Origin of the sequence: Bacillus sp. RC240, assembly GCF_044907945.1 — a bacterium.
Taxonomy (GTDB): domain Bacteria; phylum Bacillota; class Bacilli; order Bacillales; family Bacillaceae_G; genus Bacillus_A; species Bacillus_A mycoides.
Genome location: NZ_JBIYCT010000003.1, coordinates 643236 through 657475 on the forward strand (window position 1 = coordinate 643236; position 14240 = coordinate 657475).

A 14240-nucleotide genomic window follows, 5' to 3' on the forward strand; every position below is an offset into this window, starting at 1 on the left:
TATAAAGTGAAACTTTAATCAGTGGGGGGGCTTCATCCCCCACTGATTATTAGCCCACACCAATCGGGCTTTTACGGGCAGCCCGACCCACACCTAGATCCTTTGCTTTCGCTGAATTTTGAGGTGGGGGTCTTACTGCCCACAAATAGCGGGATAAATCTGTATACATTTTTAAAAAAAGCATACACTACTGTCTACTTTTTTATACAGTAGACAGTTAGCGACCATTAAGCTACAACCAGCCCCGCCCGGGCATCCAAAACTAAAAAAATCCCCCAAAAACCTCGGGGGACCCATCAAACCCTAACCGCCACCACATCCGGCACTTGCCTTACAATCTCCTCACCAATCTTTATACTAGCCGTTGCAGCCGGAGACGGTGCGTTGCAAATATGCAGGGAATTGATGCCAGAGATAATGCAGAAGTCATCAACCATATTTCCGTTTGATAAAATGGCTTGTGCTCTTACACCTGCATGTGTTGGCACGATATCTTTCTCTGTAAGTTCTGGTATTAAGCGCTGTAAGCTTTTTAGGAATGATTGTTTACTAAATGAGCGCACCATTTCTTTTATGCCTTCTTTCATATTTGGCATCGCCATTTTCCAAAAGCCTGCGTATGTCATTGTTTCTATGAAGTCTTTTATATCAAAGTCCGTTTTCGTATAGCCTTCGCGTTTGAAGCTTAATACGGCATTTGGTCCTGCATGTACGTCTCCGTTTATCATTCTTGTGAAATGAACACCTAGAAATGGGAATTCTGGATTTGGAACTGGATAGATTAAATGTTTTACAAGATGGCGTTTTTCTGGAACAAGTTCGTAATATTCACCACGGAACGGAACAATTTTCATATCCGTTAATATGCCTGTCTTTTTCGCAATACGGTCACTATGTAAGCCGGCGCAATTAATGAGAAATTTCGTTTTAAATACACCTTGATTCGTTTCAATTGTTACAGCGTCTTTCTTCTCAGTAATACGCTCCGCCGCTGTTCCTAAATGTACTTCTCCCCCACTTTCCTGAATTAAGCGAGCAAATGCATAACTTACGCCTTTATAATCAGCAATTCCGCAAGAAGGAACACGGATTGCCCCAAGTCCCTTTACATGAGGTTCAATTTCAGCTAATTCTTCCTTACCTATTTTTGAAATATGTAAATCGTTTTGTAAGCCTCTTTCATATAAGTTATGTAAAAGAGGAAGTTCGTCCTTTTCTGTAGCGACAATTACTTTCCCGCACATGTCATAAGCGATGTCATTTTCTTTACAAAATTGAACCATAGCTGCGTTTCCTTCTTTAGCAAACTTTGCTTTATAACTCCCTGGTTTATAGTAAATCCCAGAGTGAATTACTCCGCTATTATGTCCAGTTTGATGATGTGCAAGTTCCTTTTCTTTTTCAATGATCGCGATTTTCGCACGAGGGAATTTTTTCGTTAAAGCCATCCCAGTTGATAGACCAACAATTCCTCCGCCAATAATTATAAAGTCATACATCCTACTTCCCCCCTTAATAGTATAAAAGGCAGGTCTCCTTGAAAGACCCGCCGTACATATTATTTAGAAAAACAACCACGTTGACGCATTAGTTCTCTATATAAATCTTTATTTTTTTCAAATGCAGCTCTTCCGTGCATCCAAAATAAGTTGTTTAAAAGAACTAGGTCACCAATTGGTAATTTCAATGCATGTGTTGCTGGTGAGTTTTCAACAGAATATGATAAGTCTTTCAGATAGTTTGCTTGTTCAATATTATCTGGATAAGCGAACTGATCAATAAAGCAAATACATGGTGCGTTATTTACATCAAAAAATGTTTCACGATAGACGATTTCTTGCGCATTTTTACTTGGTGGTGCTTTATACGTAACCTTAACAGATGCGAGCGAATGATTTCTAAATTTCTGAAGGTCTTCCCAATCATCTAAATGTAGTAAACGAGATTCTCCGCCTACTGCATTTTGCTCTTCAATTTTCATCATAAGCAGCCAATCTGTCGGCTCATCAACGAATGTACCGTCTGTATGCAGTGTAAACAATCGGTACGCTTGACGAAGGTAAGAATCACTACTATCCGTATCTTTCACATTAAATCTAGCATAGTACGTTCCTGTCATTGCATCAAAGTTTGGCTCCCCGATTAAATGTGTTAACGCTGTTGCAAATTTCACATAGTCTGCTGGATCTGCCGTTTCACCTTGCACCCCAATCGTAAATCCGCCCGTTTCACGGTCATGAATAATGCCGCGAATGTTATCCATAAATGATTGCCCAAAAATCTTTCTCATGTCATCAGCAAGATTAAACCGAGAATAAGGAATATATTGCAGTGACTGCTCTGAATGCTCTTTTACCTCTTCAAAAAACTGCTTAAGCAATTGCTCGTTTAGCGTAATATGATATAAACGTTTATGCTCTGGATGAGGAACAATCTCATACCCCTCATATTTCTTTGCAAATTTCATCTTTGCATTTTGTTCTGTAATAATCGACATTTCAATTCCTCCCTAATTTAAATATGAAGAACTTATTGACGTTTTTTACAGACAGTTATCCTTATCTTCTTATGCTGAGATTCGGTCTTACTGCCCTAACATCGAAAAAGCCAGTCATACGTATCCACGACATAAAATCGTAGAAACGTACAACTGGCTCATAATTACGAGTGTTCTTTAATCTCTTAAAGTACAATAATAATAGACAGTTTGTATGAAAATATTTGTAAAACAGGAAAGCAAGATCGAATATAGAGAAGGCTAATTTCTCGTATGGATCTTATTAATTAAATAATAATTCAAAATATTCTAACTGTCAATTCGTTTTTTATTATTTTCTCTACATACTTTATACATTTTAAAAATCCCCTTACTTTCTACGCACCCTCTTTTTTTCATCTCTTGTTTTACAACTTACACTTCATTTAACTTTTTCATAGTTCTTGCCTCCTCAATAAAATAAGCCAGTCGTATCTCTTTAAAAGAAACACAACTAGCTCTCGTTTATGGTTGTAAACTAGAAAGTTTTTATGGTGTTGTTTCCTCGCACTCTCCCCTGGGCTGTTCATCATTTAAATAACTTACATATTGGCGATGTAAATCTTTCACCGCACTGACGATAGCATTTTGCGCTTTTCCTTGATAATGGTCCGTAATATCTTGAACGATTTCTTCAATACCATCTTGCAAACTATGCCCTCTCAACATTTGAGCGACGAAGTCTCTACCGTGCTCTGTCGCAAGCGTACATGACGCTTCAATAATAACGTGATATTTATGATCTGCCTCAATTGTAATCGTTAATGTTTCATACATACTGCGAACAGCCATCCCTTTCGGAAGTCTCGAATGTCCTGCCATAAAAAATGTCCCTTTACGCATATTTCATCCTCCGTTACTATGTTAAGAGCCAGAAAAACAATGTACACATTTGCATTGAATTTTACTACCCTTATCCTTATAGCTCGTACTTCTGCTAAAGAAGCTCAAGTGGAAAGAAGTTACTCTTTTCATTTTCAAACATAAATCCGGGCTTACAGCGAGGCTAATCACTGTCATCCGATAATAAGTTAATCATATTAAAAATAAACTGAATATTCAATATCAAATTCCGCAAATTTCATGAATAAAAAAAGAAAATTCTCTCGCCCCGGCACATATACTGTTCAAAAGAAAAAAGGAAGTGGTCTCATGTATTACGGAACAAAAGGCTGGTACGTAGCTGAGCTAAAAAAATTAGGTGTTCGCTATCATGAAGGACGAAAACTAGAAAGTTACCGCGCACACGTATTACGCAATTTATTAATCGCACAACAAGAGATAACGAAAGAAGAGTAATTTGATATCGGTTGATTCTCTGAATATATCAGCGATTCGACATAAAATATCGACTTATCAACAAATCCCGCCAAATCATCCCTCCATTCCACCAACCAATCACACATCAATACAAACCAAAAAAAGGTCACCCAAACGGGTGACCTTTCTTTCTTATTCACAAACAAGAATTTGTCTAGAAAATGATCCTTTTCTTGTAATACAGCGATCTGTAATTTCAAATCCTGCTTCATGGATCATGTCGTCCATTGTTTCCATCGTGACAACGACTACCTTTTTTGCAATGCGGCGCGCACTTGAAAGAATGGAGAACTGGTCTTCTGGTGTTGCATGTGTAAATAAGTCGTAGGGCATATCGATAATTGCAACGTCGTAGTTCTCAGTAATTTCTTCAATTGGACCTTTTGTTACTGTTCCTTCAAACCCGAAATGTGCGATGTTTTTTCTCGTTCCAAGAACTACAAGTGGATTAATATCTCTACCAACGATGTTAATTCCCATAGAAAGTGCTTCTACTACTACTGTTCCAATGCCACAGCACGGGTCAATTGCTCGTACTCCATCTGGATTTGGCACAGCAATATTTGCAACTGATCTCGCAACACGTGTGCTAAGAGATGTCGAATAACTATGCGGTTTTTTTATGTGATGATACCAAACTGGCTCACTTTCTACATAGTGTCCGAAGTACCAGCGTCCTCCAAGAGGAACAATCCCGAATACACGCTCTGGATTACGAACATCCGCTTCTCCTTCAATATGCATGCCGAGGTCTCGTTCAATGAGACGTCTTTCCCCATATTCAATTTTATTTTCTTTGCCAAGATCATTGATTTTAACGAAGATAACTTTAAATGTCGCCCCCGCCAAATCAATTTGTTCCACTTGTTTTAGAATGCTTTCTAAGTCGTCTCCTTCGTACATAACCTCAACGCGCTCTTTAATAAAAGCACTTCTACTCGGGTCAATTTTGACATCACTTTTCAAAATATTAACGTGAGACTCCATTCCAAAGAACGAGCGCATTTCCAAGTAACATAAAGCACGCTCCTCTTCGCGAAATGCATACGTATATATACATGCAGGTGTTTTACTATGATTACTCAATCTATTATCATCCTTTATCGTTTAAAATTGTTATGATCACAATTACTCGAATACCTTTTTTACGTAAAATTAAATGATATCATATGCTCGAAATAAAGAGAAACCTTTATAATTCATTTAATAAATAAAAGAGACTGCATCTCAGCAATCTCTTCTATCATTCTCTCTATTTATTAACGGTACGAAGATACGTCATTACCCATTGCTTCGTAGTAATCTAAAATACCTTGATAAATAGCTTCTGCTGCACTTTGTCTCTGTTCTGGTGTAGCAATTTTATCTGCATCGTTTTTATTATCTACAAATGCTAATTCTGCTAATACAGCTGGCATCGTGTTTTCTCTAATTACATATAAATCGCCTTTCTTCACACCGCGATCTTTTGTTCCAAGTGCATCTACAAGACGCTCTTGAATTTTCTCTGCTAATAAACGACTTTCTGATACATTCGGGTTTGTCCCTCTTGCTGTCGCTGATTCATAGTAGAATGTTTCTGTACCTTGTCCATTTTTACTTTCCGTACCATTACCATGGATACTTACAAAGATATCCCCATTATTTTTTTGAGCAAATTCTACACGTTTCTTTAAAGAATCAGAAGCACTTGTTCCTGGACGTGTATCATCTGTACGAGTGAATAACACAGTAAACGGTGTCTTTTTCTCAAATATTTTCTGTAATCGTAAGGATACATCTAATACGGTTTGACTTTCTTTCTCATAATAACCAGGATTCCCTGAGTCAATTCCCCCATGACCTGGATCAATAATAATCGCTTTACCTTCTAGGAAGTTACCTTGCTTCACTGGGTTTAATTGATTTTTATCCACCCATTGGAAGCCAGCTCCCATACGGATACGAATCCAGCTATCTTTCTCTTCAATAACAGTTACTTGTTGTGCTTTATGTGTGCCTGCCACTGTAGACGTATGTGAAGCTTCTTGATATGTAGTGAATTCTTGATTAATAGACTCTGTTTTTTCTTGTAATGGTGTCCACTTCTCACCTTTACTTGTTACAACCTTCAACCAACCGTCCGCTCTTTGCTCTTTCACTTCAAGCATTTGTGGCTTATGTTGAGTGTCAGTAATACCAGATGATAACGATGCTTGATGATATGTAATAAAGTTTCTATTCATATACATTCTTTTCGATGTATTTGTTTTATTTTTATCTGCCATCGCGATGAACTGAGCTGCTTCAGCACGACTTACAGTACCGTCAGGATTCCAGCCATTTCCTGTACCCATTGAAATCTCTAAAGCTACTAAAATATTAGCTTGTTTCTTACCCCAATGAGGTTCCAAATCTTTAAACTGCGTTGGAAGTTCTCCAATAATTTTCTTATCTAATGAATATGCTTGTACAAGCATAGATGCCATTGATGCACGGTTAATTTGGCTTGATGGATTGAATTTCCCAGTACCATCTCCATTAATTACACCCGCTTTTTCTACCGCGGCAATATATGGTGCTGCCCAATGGTTTTGCGAATCTTTAAAAGATGGTTTCGCTTTTGGATCAATTGGTAAGCCAAGAACTGCTGCTAATATTTTTGCAGCTGATCCTTTATCTACTGCTTCAGATGGAGAAAACGTTCCGTCTGGTTTTCCATCAAGCGCTTTTTTCCCTACTAAATAGTCAACCGATTCCTGCGCCCATGTAGGAACATCCGAAAACTTCTTCCCTGCTGCGAAACTACTAACTGGAGACGATAATAAACTTGCGGCTAAAATACCAGCCGCGACTGCACGATACTTCATAAAAAATAATACTCCTCTCAAAAATCATTTACAATAACACGTAATCTTAATATACAAATTATAACAAATGCGAGCAAAAAAAAATTAGTGCTCCTCTATCATTCTATAATACTAGAATTCTGTAGTAAACCTACTTTCTTAATATTGTACAATAAAATACAATTAAAGTATTTTTTATGCACAAAAAAGTGGCTGATTCATAGAATCAACCACCCTCTCACTATTCTACTATCATTTCTGATAACGCATATGCATAAACAAGTGCTTCTGTATGTGCAATCGAGCTTTCATGCGTACGCTCAAATGCGTGAGAAGAATCAATACCAGCTCCAATTAATGCATGTTTCACATCAAATCCAGCGTGAATCGCAGCTGATGCGTCTGATCCGTAGTGGGGATAAATATCCACTTTATATTCAATAGCATTCGCTTTCGCCAATTCAACTAAATGCTTACGTAAAGCGTAATGGTATGGACCGCTAGAGTCTTTCGCACAAATGGATACTGTATATTCATCAGATGTTTGTCCATCACCTAACGCTCCCATATCAACTGCTAAATATTCTACCGTTTCTTCTGGAATATTTGAGTTTCCACCGTATCCAATTTCTTCATTATTAGAAATTAAGAAATGTGTTGTATATGGCAATGTTACCTTTTCATCTTGCAATCTTTTAATTAATTTTAATAGAATTGCTACACTTACTTTATCGTCTAAATGACGTGATTTTATGTATCCACTCTCTGTAATTTGAACGCGTGGATCAAATGAAACGAAGTCTCCTACTTCAATTCCTAACTCACGTACTGCATCTGCTGAAAAGACACGCTCATCAATACGCACTTCAATATTTTTCTCATCGCGCTTCGCTTCCCCTGCATCTTTGTACACATGGACAGAAGTTTGATGCATTAAAATTGTGCCTGTATATTTCTTACCGCTTGACGTTTCAATTTCGCAATATTCTCCTTCTACAGAGTTCCAGCGAAATCCACCAATCATAGATAGACGAAGACGACCGTCAGGCTTAATTTCTTTCACCATTGCCCCTAACGTATCAACGTGTGCAGTTAATAAACGATGCTGCTCATCATTCTTTCCTTTAACCGTTAAAATAAGAGCACCTTTATTATTACGCTTCGTCTCTACATTCCACTCACTTACATAGTTTTCAATAAAATTAATAATTTTCGCCGTGTTTCCAGATGGACTTGGAATAGAGACAAGCTCCTTAATAAGTTCCATCGTTTCTTTCGTATGATGTGCCATTGTCGTTTCCTCCTCATTCTCTCTACTATTTAGTATAGCGAAATTACGATAAAACCTCTACTCATATAGTTTAATTTTCTAAATTATAGTAAAATTTAGTTTAGTAAGTAAAAAGGAGATAACAAAAATGAATGTAACGAAAAAACATGTACATATTGCACTTATTTGGTTTTTATCATCATTACTATGTTTACAAGTTTCTTATGTCTTTCACACTACTACTTCTATTGCAATCGGCTGGACATTAACAGCTATCTTCTTAATCGTTAGCCTAATTGCAGGAAAAAAGCACAGTGCTACTGAGTAAGCTGTGCTTTTTCTATAAAACTACTCTTCCGAAACGTCCATCAAATAAATCCCTCTTGTAAATCCGCCGCGCTCTTCTTCTTTTTTCTTACGAAGACGCTCTATATCTTCAATTGTTGCACCTTCTGCGCGAGCTAATGAAATAATAACTTCAAGTGCATCTGCAAGTGAATCTAGCGCATGTTCACGCTCTTTCATTGAAGCAAATTCACGAATTTCTTCTGTACCAATTTTCGCTAATGCTTGTATGTAAGCTTGTCCTGTTAATTTTTGTGCTGTATATGTTTTTCCAGACATTAAAATTTTCTCCGGGACACGGTCTCTTACTAATTTGTTATAAGTTGACATCACTGTTCCTCCTATTTTTAATAACACCCAAGCTCTGCCTTATAGAAAAACCACTCTTTTTCCACACAAGCACTTAACATATCAATTCCTGATCCGTGCGCCTTTACTACCGGAAAGAAGTAATGCTCTGGTTCTTCTTTCTTATCGCCGTATAAGGTCCCGTACTCATCAGGAATCGCCTCTTTTTTCACATCCCGTTCTTTCTTCACTTCACCAGAGAAAGCAACAGCTGGATGTCCCTCAAAGAATAATGCAGTCCGTACCGCAAGAGATGGTGTACTATGCAAAGCATAATATATAAGTAAAATAATAACGATAACACCGATAATTTTCTTCATTTATTACTCCTAAAAAAGTGCTAACACAATTATACTAAAATGTGTTAGCACTTTCTTCCCTTTATCTCGAATTAACGGGCAGTAAGACTAATAATCCGCGGGGGATAAACAGATCCCCACGGATTAAAGTTTCACTTTATTCCCCTTTAAATGCTGGTAAACGTTTTTCTAGAAAAGCAGCAATACCTTCTTTATGGTCCGCTGTTTGTCTCATCGCATATTGACCACGCTTTTCGAGCTGAAGCGTTTGTTCTAAATTAGAACGATTTACTTCACATAAAATTTGTTTCGTTTGAATCATTGCCTTGATTGGTTTTTGTAACCATTCATTAATTTTTTGCTTCACAGCCGTTTGGAAATCCTCACCGATTACTTCGTCAATTAAACCGATATCTAGCGCTTCTGTCGCTGATAATTTCTTCCCTTCCCAAATGATTTTCTTCGTCATATTTTCACCGACGCGCTTTTGAAGGAAGAAATGGCCACCACCATCTGGAATTAAAGCGATTCCAATAAAGTTCATCGCAATAACTGATGATATATCTGCCATGACATAATCAGCCGTTAATGCGATACTTAATCCAAGTCCAGCAGTCGGCCCATGAATTGCACTAATAACAAGCTTCGGCATCGTATATAACGTCACAACGATTTCAGAAATTGTATTCATGATGCCTTCAAACTTACTTTCATCATTACTTGAAAGCATTGATTTAATATCTCCACCCGCAGAAAAACCACGGCCACTTCCACACAACACAACAACGTGAACAGAACTTTCCGCCACTTCTTTCAACTTTTGTAATAACTCTTTTAACGTTGGTTCATCTAATGCATTTAAAACCTCTGGACGATTAACCATAACCGTTGCTACGCGCCCTTCATATTTCACAACAACAGATTCTGTTTTACTTGTTACTTCCATTATATATACCCCTCTTTTCAACATAAAGATTATACTTATATAATTATAGAAAGTATGTTAAAAATCCTTCTTTTTTCTTAATTTTCTGTCTAATATCCTCATAATTTGTATATATATCCGTATAAAACATACAATTTCGTTAAAAAATATAGAAATTAAAGTCGGTTTATCCATGCTTTTCATCTATTTACCATTACAATGAAATGGTGTATTCTTAAGTTTGATTCAAAAAAACAAATATTGAAATTCATTCGCCTTATTATGTAAATAAGGCTTTTATCCCCATCTCTTGGGTATTGAACTAAAGGAATGAAGAAATGGAGGAATATATGGTTAATAAGTTGAAACAAACGGATAACTACTTCCCGCATTTCCTATTGCTATTCATTGTGTTTCAACCAATTTTAGATTTATTAACGTCTTTTTCAATCTATGTATTACACATGAGCGCAACAGTTGGAATCGTAGTCCGTTTCGCCTTTATGCTTCTTGCATTAGGTTATCTACTTCTTCATAGAAAACAACATGGGGCGAAAAAGTACATTCTCTATTTATGCCTACTCGGGATCGTACTAGCAATTGGTCTTGTAAATAATATGATGATTAAATCTCCAGTTTCATTTGGCGAAGAAGTGAAATTTATTTTAAAGAGCATATATCCAATTGTGCTACTGTTTGGATATATTATCGCCTTTAAAGAGTTAAAAAATAAAGAATATGCATTTCATAAAATCATTACATATTTCTTATATACAACTTTAATTTTAAGCATCACACTGATTGTTGCGATGCAAACTAGTACAGATTTCCCAAGCTACCCTCACTCAAAGATTGGTTCAAGAGGTTGGTTCTTTGCTGGGAATGATTTAAGTTCTATTTTTGCAATTATGTTCCCAATCGTAGTGTTATATTCGATTCATAAAACAACTTCTTTCTCGAAAATCTATTACTGGATTCCAACAATACTCGCGATGTATGCAAGTATTATGGTCGGAACTAAAGTAGGATATGGTGCAATTGTTCTAACGCTTGGCGTGGCACTTTTATTCTCATTCATTGAATATATGGTTCATCGCAAAAAAGAAGGAAAAGGATTCACATATCTCGTAAATACAGTTGTTGCCGCTATTATACTAGGAGGTTTAATTGCCCTTACACCGCATACTCCTATCGCAAAAAATATGGGCATCCACATGCAAATATACGAATACAAAAAATCAGTACAAGAAGAAAAGGATAGAAAAGAAGGAAAAATAATTAAAGAAGATCCTGACGCAGAGAAAAAACATGCAAAAGGTGAACTAACAGACTCTGAGGTCAAAAGTTTAATTTACAGTGATCGCGATAAGTTTTTAAAAGTATACAAACAATACTATAAAGACGCACCACTATCACAAAAATTATTCGGAATGGGCTATGCTGGTAACTATACGGTTAAAATTAAATTAATCGAAATGGACTTCCATGACATATTCTTTGCATTCGGAATCATCGGTTCTCTTATTTACTTCATACCATTCCTTTACTTCGGTATTAAATTATTACTCAGCATCATAACAAACTTTAAGAAAATATTAACTGTGAAATATATGCTACTAGCTAGTGCCGTTATACTATCACTTGGAATTGCCTTTATGTCCGGTCACGTACTAACAGCGCCGGCCGTTAGTATTTTCTTCGTTGTTATACTCGCTTACTTAATTGTTGATTTAGAGGTAGAATAAAGTGAAGCAGCCATCAGATCTCGGTGGCTGCTTCATTTTGGTATACAGTCTACTCGGCAAAGAATAGACCACATTTATGATCTATTTTTTATTGAAAAGACGCCTGAATCCCCTCCAACACCTCATCAATATTATCCTTCGTAATAACAATGCCGAAGTCTTTCGGGACGTTGCTATCTTCCTCATTTACAACTTTATGCGCAATCAACTTTCCAACTTCCGGTCTGAAATGATGCCCATCCATATAGTTATCTAAATTCGTTGTAACGGAATTAAGATACATGAAATGGTGCACTTCTCCAAATACATCTACAGCGTCATGAAGCCATTTTTTATAATCTTCCCATCGCCCTGATTGAATCATCGTACGGAACAGAGGCTCTGAAACAGGCGTTGTAAAAATATAAAACTTCGTGTTCGGATTATGAGCCTTTACTGTTCCTAATATTTCTTTCATATTTTGATACTCATAATTCCCGCCGTAAATCTCTTTACTAAACTTATCTACTTGCGCCGCTATTTGCGCATCACGTTCTTCTTTCGTATAATCGCGCATCGATTTTATATTCTCTCGATTGTACCGGTCAAGATTCGTAATATGATGGGTGGAATTTGCAATTGTATTCTTTGAATAAGTAATCCCGTCCATACTTATATACGATTTAATCGGATACAATAAACTTTGCGCCTGATTAATATACGCTTCTGGTTTATCAAAACCAATTTCCCTATTTTTGTTCGTTCCAAGGAAATCTAAACCAAGTACAATAGACTCGAGTCCACTACCTTTTTGTTCTTTTGCATATTCAATATATGCATCATACTCACGCGGATCTGTACTGCTTACCGCATAATTAAATGCGTTTAACCCGGTGAAGTCATTCTCGTTAATAAAAGTCGTTCTACTACTTCCAAGTATAACTCCATCATATGTAAACGGACGGTACGTTATATAATTTGTTTTCTGTTGTCTCTCGTTAAACCCGTACTGAACATCATTCCACTTATTTTTATGCGGGAATAACCAAAGTGAATCTATATAGCTATTAAATATCCCGACACCTGCCAGAGGAACAAAAACACATACAAAAACGAAAATAAGCCAATGTTTGTTTTTCATATTCTCCACCTAGAAATTAAAGTATAAAAACTCACTAATACTCGTTAAATGTAACACGCTATATACGAGCAATACTGCAGTAAATAAAGCAGTCCATACATTCGGACGGAATGAATCCTTTAACTGAATTGAATTTTTTAAGAAGAAACTAATACATAACGCTCCGAAAATATACGCTACCATTTTTGGATCTAATAAAGAGACATGGTACCCTTCACTAAATGAAACACCGTACTCTTTTAAAAATTGCAGCTTCTCTATTATAAATGCCGGGAATACGCTATTTGCTAATTCGATTCCATTTAGTCCGAACATTCCTTTTAACACTTTCACCGCATCATGCATCGATGTTGCCCTAAAGAATACCCACGTTATATTAATGAAGAAAAACGTAACGAACCAACCAGCAAAGGCTGGCATGCGCCCTCCTGCTTTACTCCATAAGCGATGAATAACAGAAGCCAAACCGTGCAAGAATCCCCAAAAAACAAATGTCCAACCAGCTCCATGCCAAAGTCCACTTATTAAAAATACAATCATAATATTTACGTATGTACGCGTAATTCCTTTTCGATTTCCTCCTAGAGAAATGTATACGTACTTCGTTAAAAACTGGCTAAGCGTCATATGCCAACGATGCCAAAAATCTTGTATATTCACTGCTTTATACGGTGAATTAAAATTTTGAGGTAATTTAATATTAAACATTAAAGCGATTCCAATTGCCATATCACTATATCCACTAAAATCAAAATACAATTGGAACGTAAAAGCTAACGACGAAAGCCATGCTTCGACAAATGTTAATGATTGCTGCACATCAAACCCTTCATGTACAAGGGGTGATAATACATCTGCAATACCTACCTTTTTGAAAATACCAACTGCAAATACAAATATACCAAGAACAATATACTTCGATTGCCAGCGCTTTTTGCTACTATCCGCAAACTGCGGCATAATTTGTGCATGATGTACAATCGGCCCTGCAATAAGCTGCGGGAAAAACGTTACAAACAATGCGTAATCAAGAAAATGACATGCCTTCGTTTCCCCGCGATACGTATCTACTAAAAATGCAATCTTTTGAAACGTATAGAAACTAATCGCGAGCGGTAACGTTAATGATAATAATGTAAAATGAGTTCCAATTAATGCATTAACATTTTGCAAGAAAAAATCATAATACTTGAAATAACTAAGCATTCCTATATTAAATATTAACCCTACCGTTAAAAGAAGTTTACTCTTATGTTTTACGAGCCTCATTCCGATAAAGTAGTTCACAATGAGCGACACTAACATAAGCGGTAAATATTTCACATTCCAATAACTATAGAAAAATAAAGAGGCCGCAACGAGCCAAGCTTTCGCTAATGTAGCATGTCCAAATTTATTTAATAGAAAATATAAAAGAAATGCTATCGGTAAAAATAAAAAAATAAACTCAAATGAGTTAAATAACACACCATCTCTTCCCTTCTAAACAAATCACAACTTATTC

Annotated in this window: 14 protein-coding genes; 3 read left to right on the forward strand and 11 right to left on the reverse strand. The window is 36.5% G+C overall.

The genetic code is table 11. The features are described from left to right. Positions 1-296 precede the first annotated feature (296 nt). The 3 genes from lhgO to ABH955_RS15045 all read right to left on the reverse strand — a co-directional run bounded on the left by lhgO (position 297) and on the right by ABH955_RS15045 (position 3379). The gene (lhgO, locus tag ABH955_RS15035) at positions 297-1499 is read right to left on the reverse strand and encodes an L-2-hydroxyglutarate oxidase (protein WP_404455575.1); all 1203 of its coding nucleotides are present in this window, start codon (positions 1497-1499) and stop codon (positions 297-299) included. A gap of 59 nt (positions 1500-1558) precedes the next feature. Continuing rightward, on the reverse strand, positions 1559-2497 hold the full coding sequence (glaH, locus tag ABH955_RS15040; protein WP_404455572.1) for a glutarate dioxygenase GlaH: 939 nt from the start codon (positions 2495-2497) through the stop codon (positions 1559-1561). Positions 2498-3025: 528 nt separating this feature from the next. Continuing rightward, positions 3026-3379 (reverse strand): DUF3870 domain-containing protein, encoded by a 354-nt coding sequence (locus ABH955_RS15045; RefSeq protein WP_105589600.1) that lies wholly within the window; start codon positions 3377-3379, stop codon positions 3026-3028. Between the two features lie 240 nt (positions 3380-3619). Between ABH955_RS15045 and ABH955_RS15050 the strand changes: the two genes are divergently transcribed. Next, positions 3620-3835, forward strand: coding sequence for a YflJ family protein (locus tag ABH955_RS15050; RefSeq protein WP_404455569.1), 216 nt, complete (start codon positions 3620-3622; stop codon positions 3833-3835). A 153-nt stretch (positions 3836-3988) separates the two neighbouring features. On the opposite strand, the gene ABH955_RS15055 is transcribed toward ABH955_RS15050, so the two are convergent. From ABH955_RS15055 to ABH955_RS15065, 3 genes are all read right to left on the reverse strand, one after another. After that, positions 3989-4942, reverse strand: coding sequence for a TRM11 family SAM-dependent methyltransferase (locus ABH955_RS15055; protein WP_404455567.1), 954 nt, complete (start codon positions 4940-4942; stop codon positions 3989-3991). A 173-nt stretch (positions 4943-5115) separates the two neighbouring features. After that, positions 5116-6705 (reverse strand): N-acetylmuramoyl-L-alanine amidase, encoded by a 1590-nt coding sequence (locus tag ABH955_RS15060; RefSeq protein WP_404455564.1) that lies wholly within the window; start codon positions 6703-6705, stop codon positions 5116-5118. A gap of 220 nt (positions 6706-6925) precedes the next feature. Next, positions 6926-7975 (reverse strand): M42 family metallopeptidase, encoded by a 1050-nt coding sequence (locus ABH955_RS15065; RefSeq protein WP_404455561.1) that lies wholly within the window; start codon positions 7973-7975, stop codon positions 6926-6928. 127 nt (positions 7976-8102) lie between these two features. On the opposite strand from ABH955_RS15065, the gene ABH955_RS15070 reads away from it, so the two are divergent. Beyond that, positions 8103-8282: a hypothetical protein gene (locus ABH955_RS15070; RefSeq protein WP_001103322.1), complete on the forward strand. Its 180-nt coding sequence runs from the start codon at positions 8103-8105 to the stop codon at positions 8280-8282. A 20-nt stretch (positions 8283-8302) separates the two neighbouring features. Here ABH955_RS15070 and ABH955_RS15075 read toward each other — a convergent pair whose 3' ends face one another. The 3 genes from ABH955_RS15075 to ABH955_RS15085 all read right to left on the reverse strand — a co-directional run bounded on the left by ABH955_RS15075 (position 8303) and on the right by ABH955_RS15085 (position 9892). Next, complete coding sequence (locus ABH955_RS15075) at positions 8303-8629, reverse strand: nucleoside triphosphate pyrophosphohydrolase (RefSeq protein ID WP_000109207.1); 327 nt, start codon at positions 8627-8629, stop codon at positions 8303-8305. Positions 8630-8646: 17 nt separating this feature from the next. Next, positions 8647-8967 (reverse strand): hypothetical protein, encoded by a 321-nt coding sequence (locus ABH955_RS15080; protein WP_404446254.1) that lies wholly within the window; start codon positions 8965-8967, stop codon positions 8647-8649. A gap of 136 nt (positions 8968-9103) precedes the next feature. Then, on the reverse strand, positions 9104-9892 hold the full coding sequence (locus ABH955_RS15085) for an enoyl-CoA hydratase (protein ID WP_002010905.1): 789 nt from the start codon (positions 9890-9892) through the stop codon (positions 9104-9106). 329 nt (positions 9893-10221) lie between these two features. Here ABH955_RS15085 and ABH955_RS15090 point away from each other — a divergent pair, with 329 nt between their 5' ends. Then, the gene (locus ABH955_RS15090) at positions 10222-11616 is read left to right on the forward strand and encodes an O-antigen ligase family protein (protein ID WP_002186616.1); all 1395 of its coding nucleotides are present in this window, start codon (positions 10222-10224) and stop codon (positions 11614-11616) included. A gap of 88 nt (positions 11617-11704) precedes the next feature. On the opposite strand, the gene ABH955_RS15095 is transcribed toward ABH955_RS15090, so the two are convergent. Then, positions 11705-12736, reverse strand: a complete 1032-nt coding sequence (locus tag ABH955_RS15095; protein ID WP_404446247.1) for a hypothetical protein — start codon at positions 12734-12736, stop codon at positions 11705-11707. A 9-nt stretch (positions 12737-12745) separates the two neighbouring features. Continuing rightward, positions 12746-14203 (reverse strand): MBOAT family O-acyltransferase, encoded by a 1458-nt coding sequence (locus tag ABH955_RS15100; RefSeq protein WP_060752223.1) that lies wholly within the window; start codon positions 14201-14203, stop codon positions 12746-12748. Positions 14204-14240: the final 37 nt, after the last annotated feature.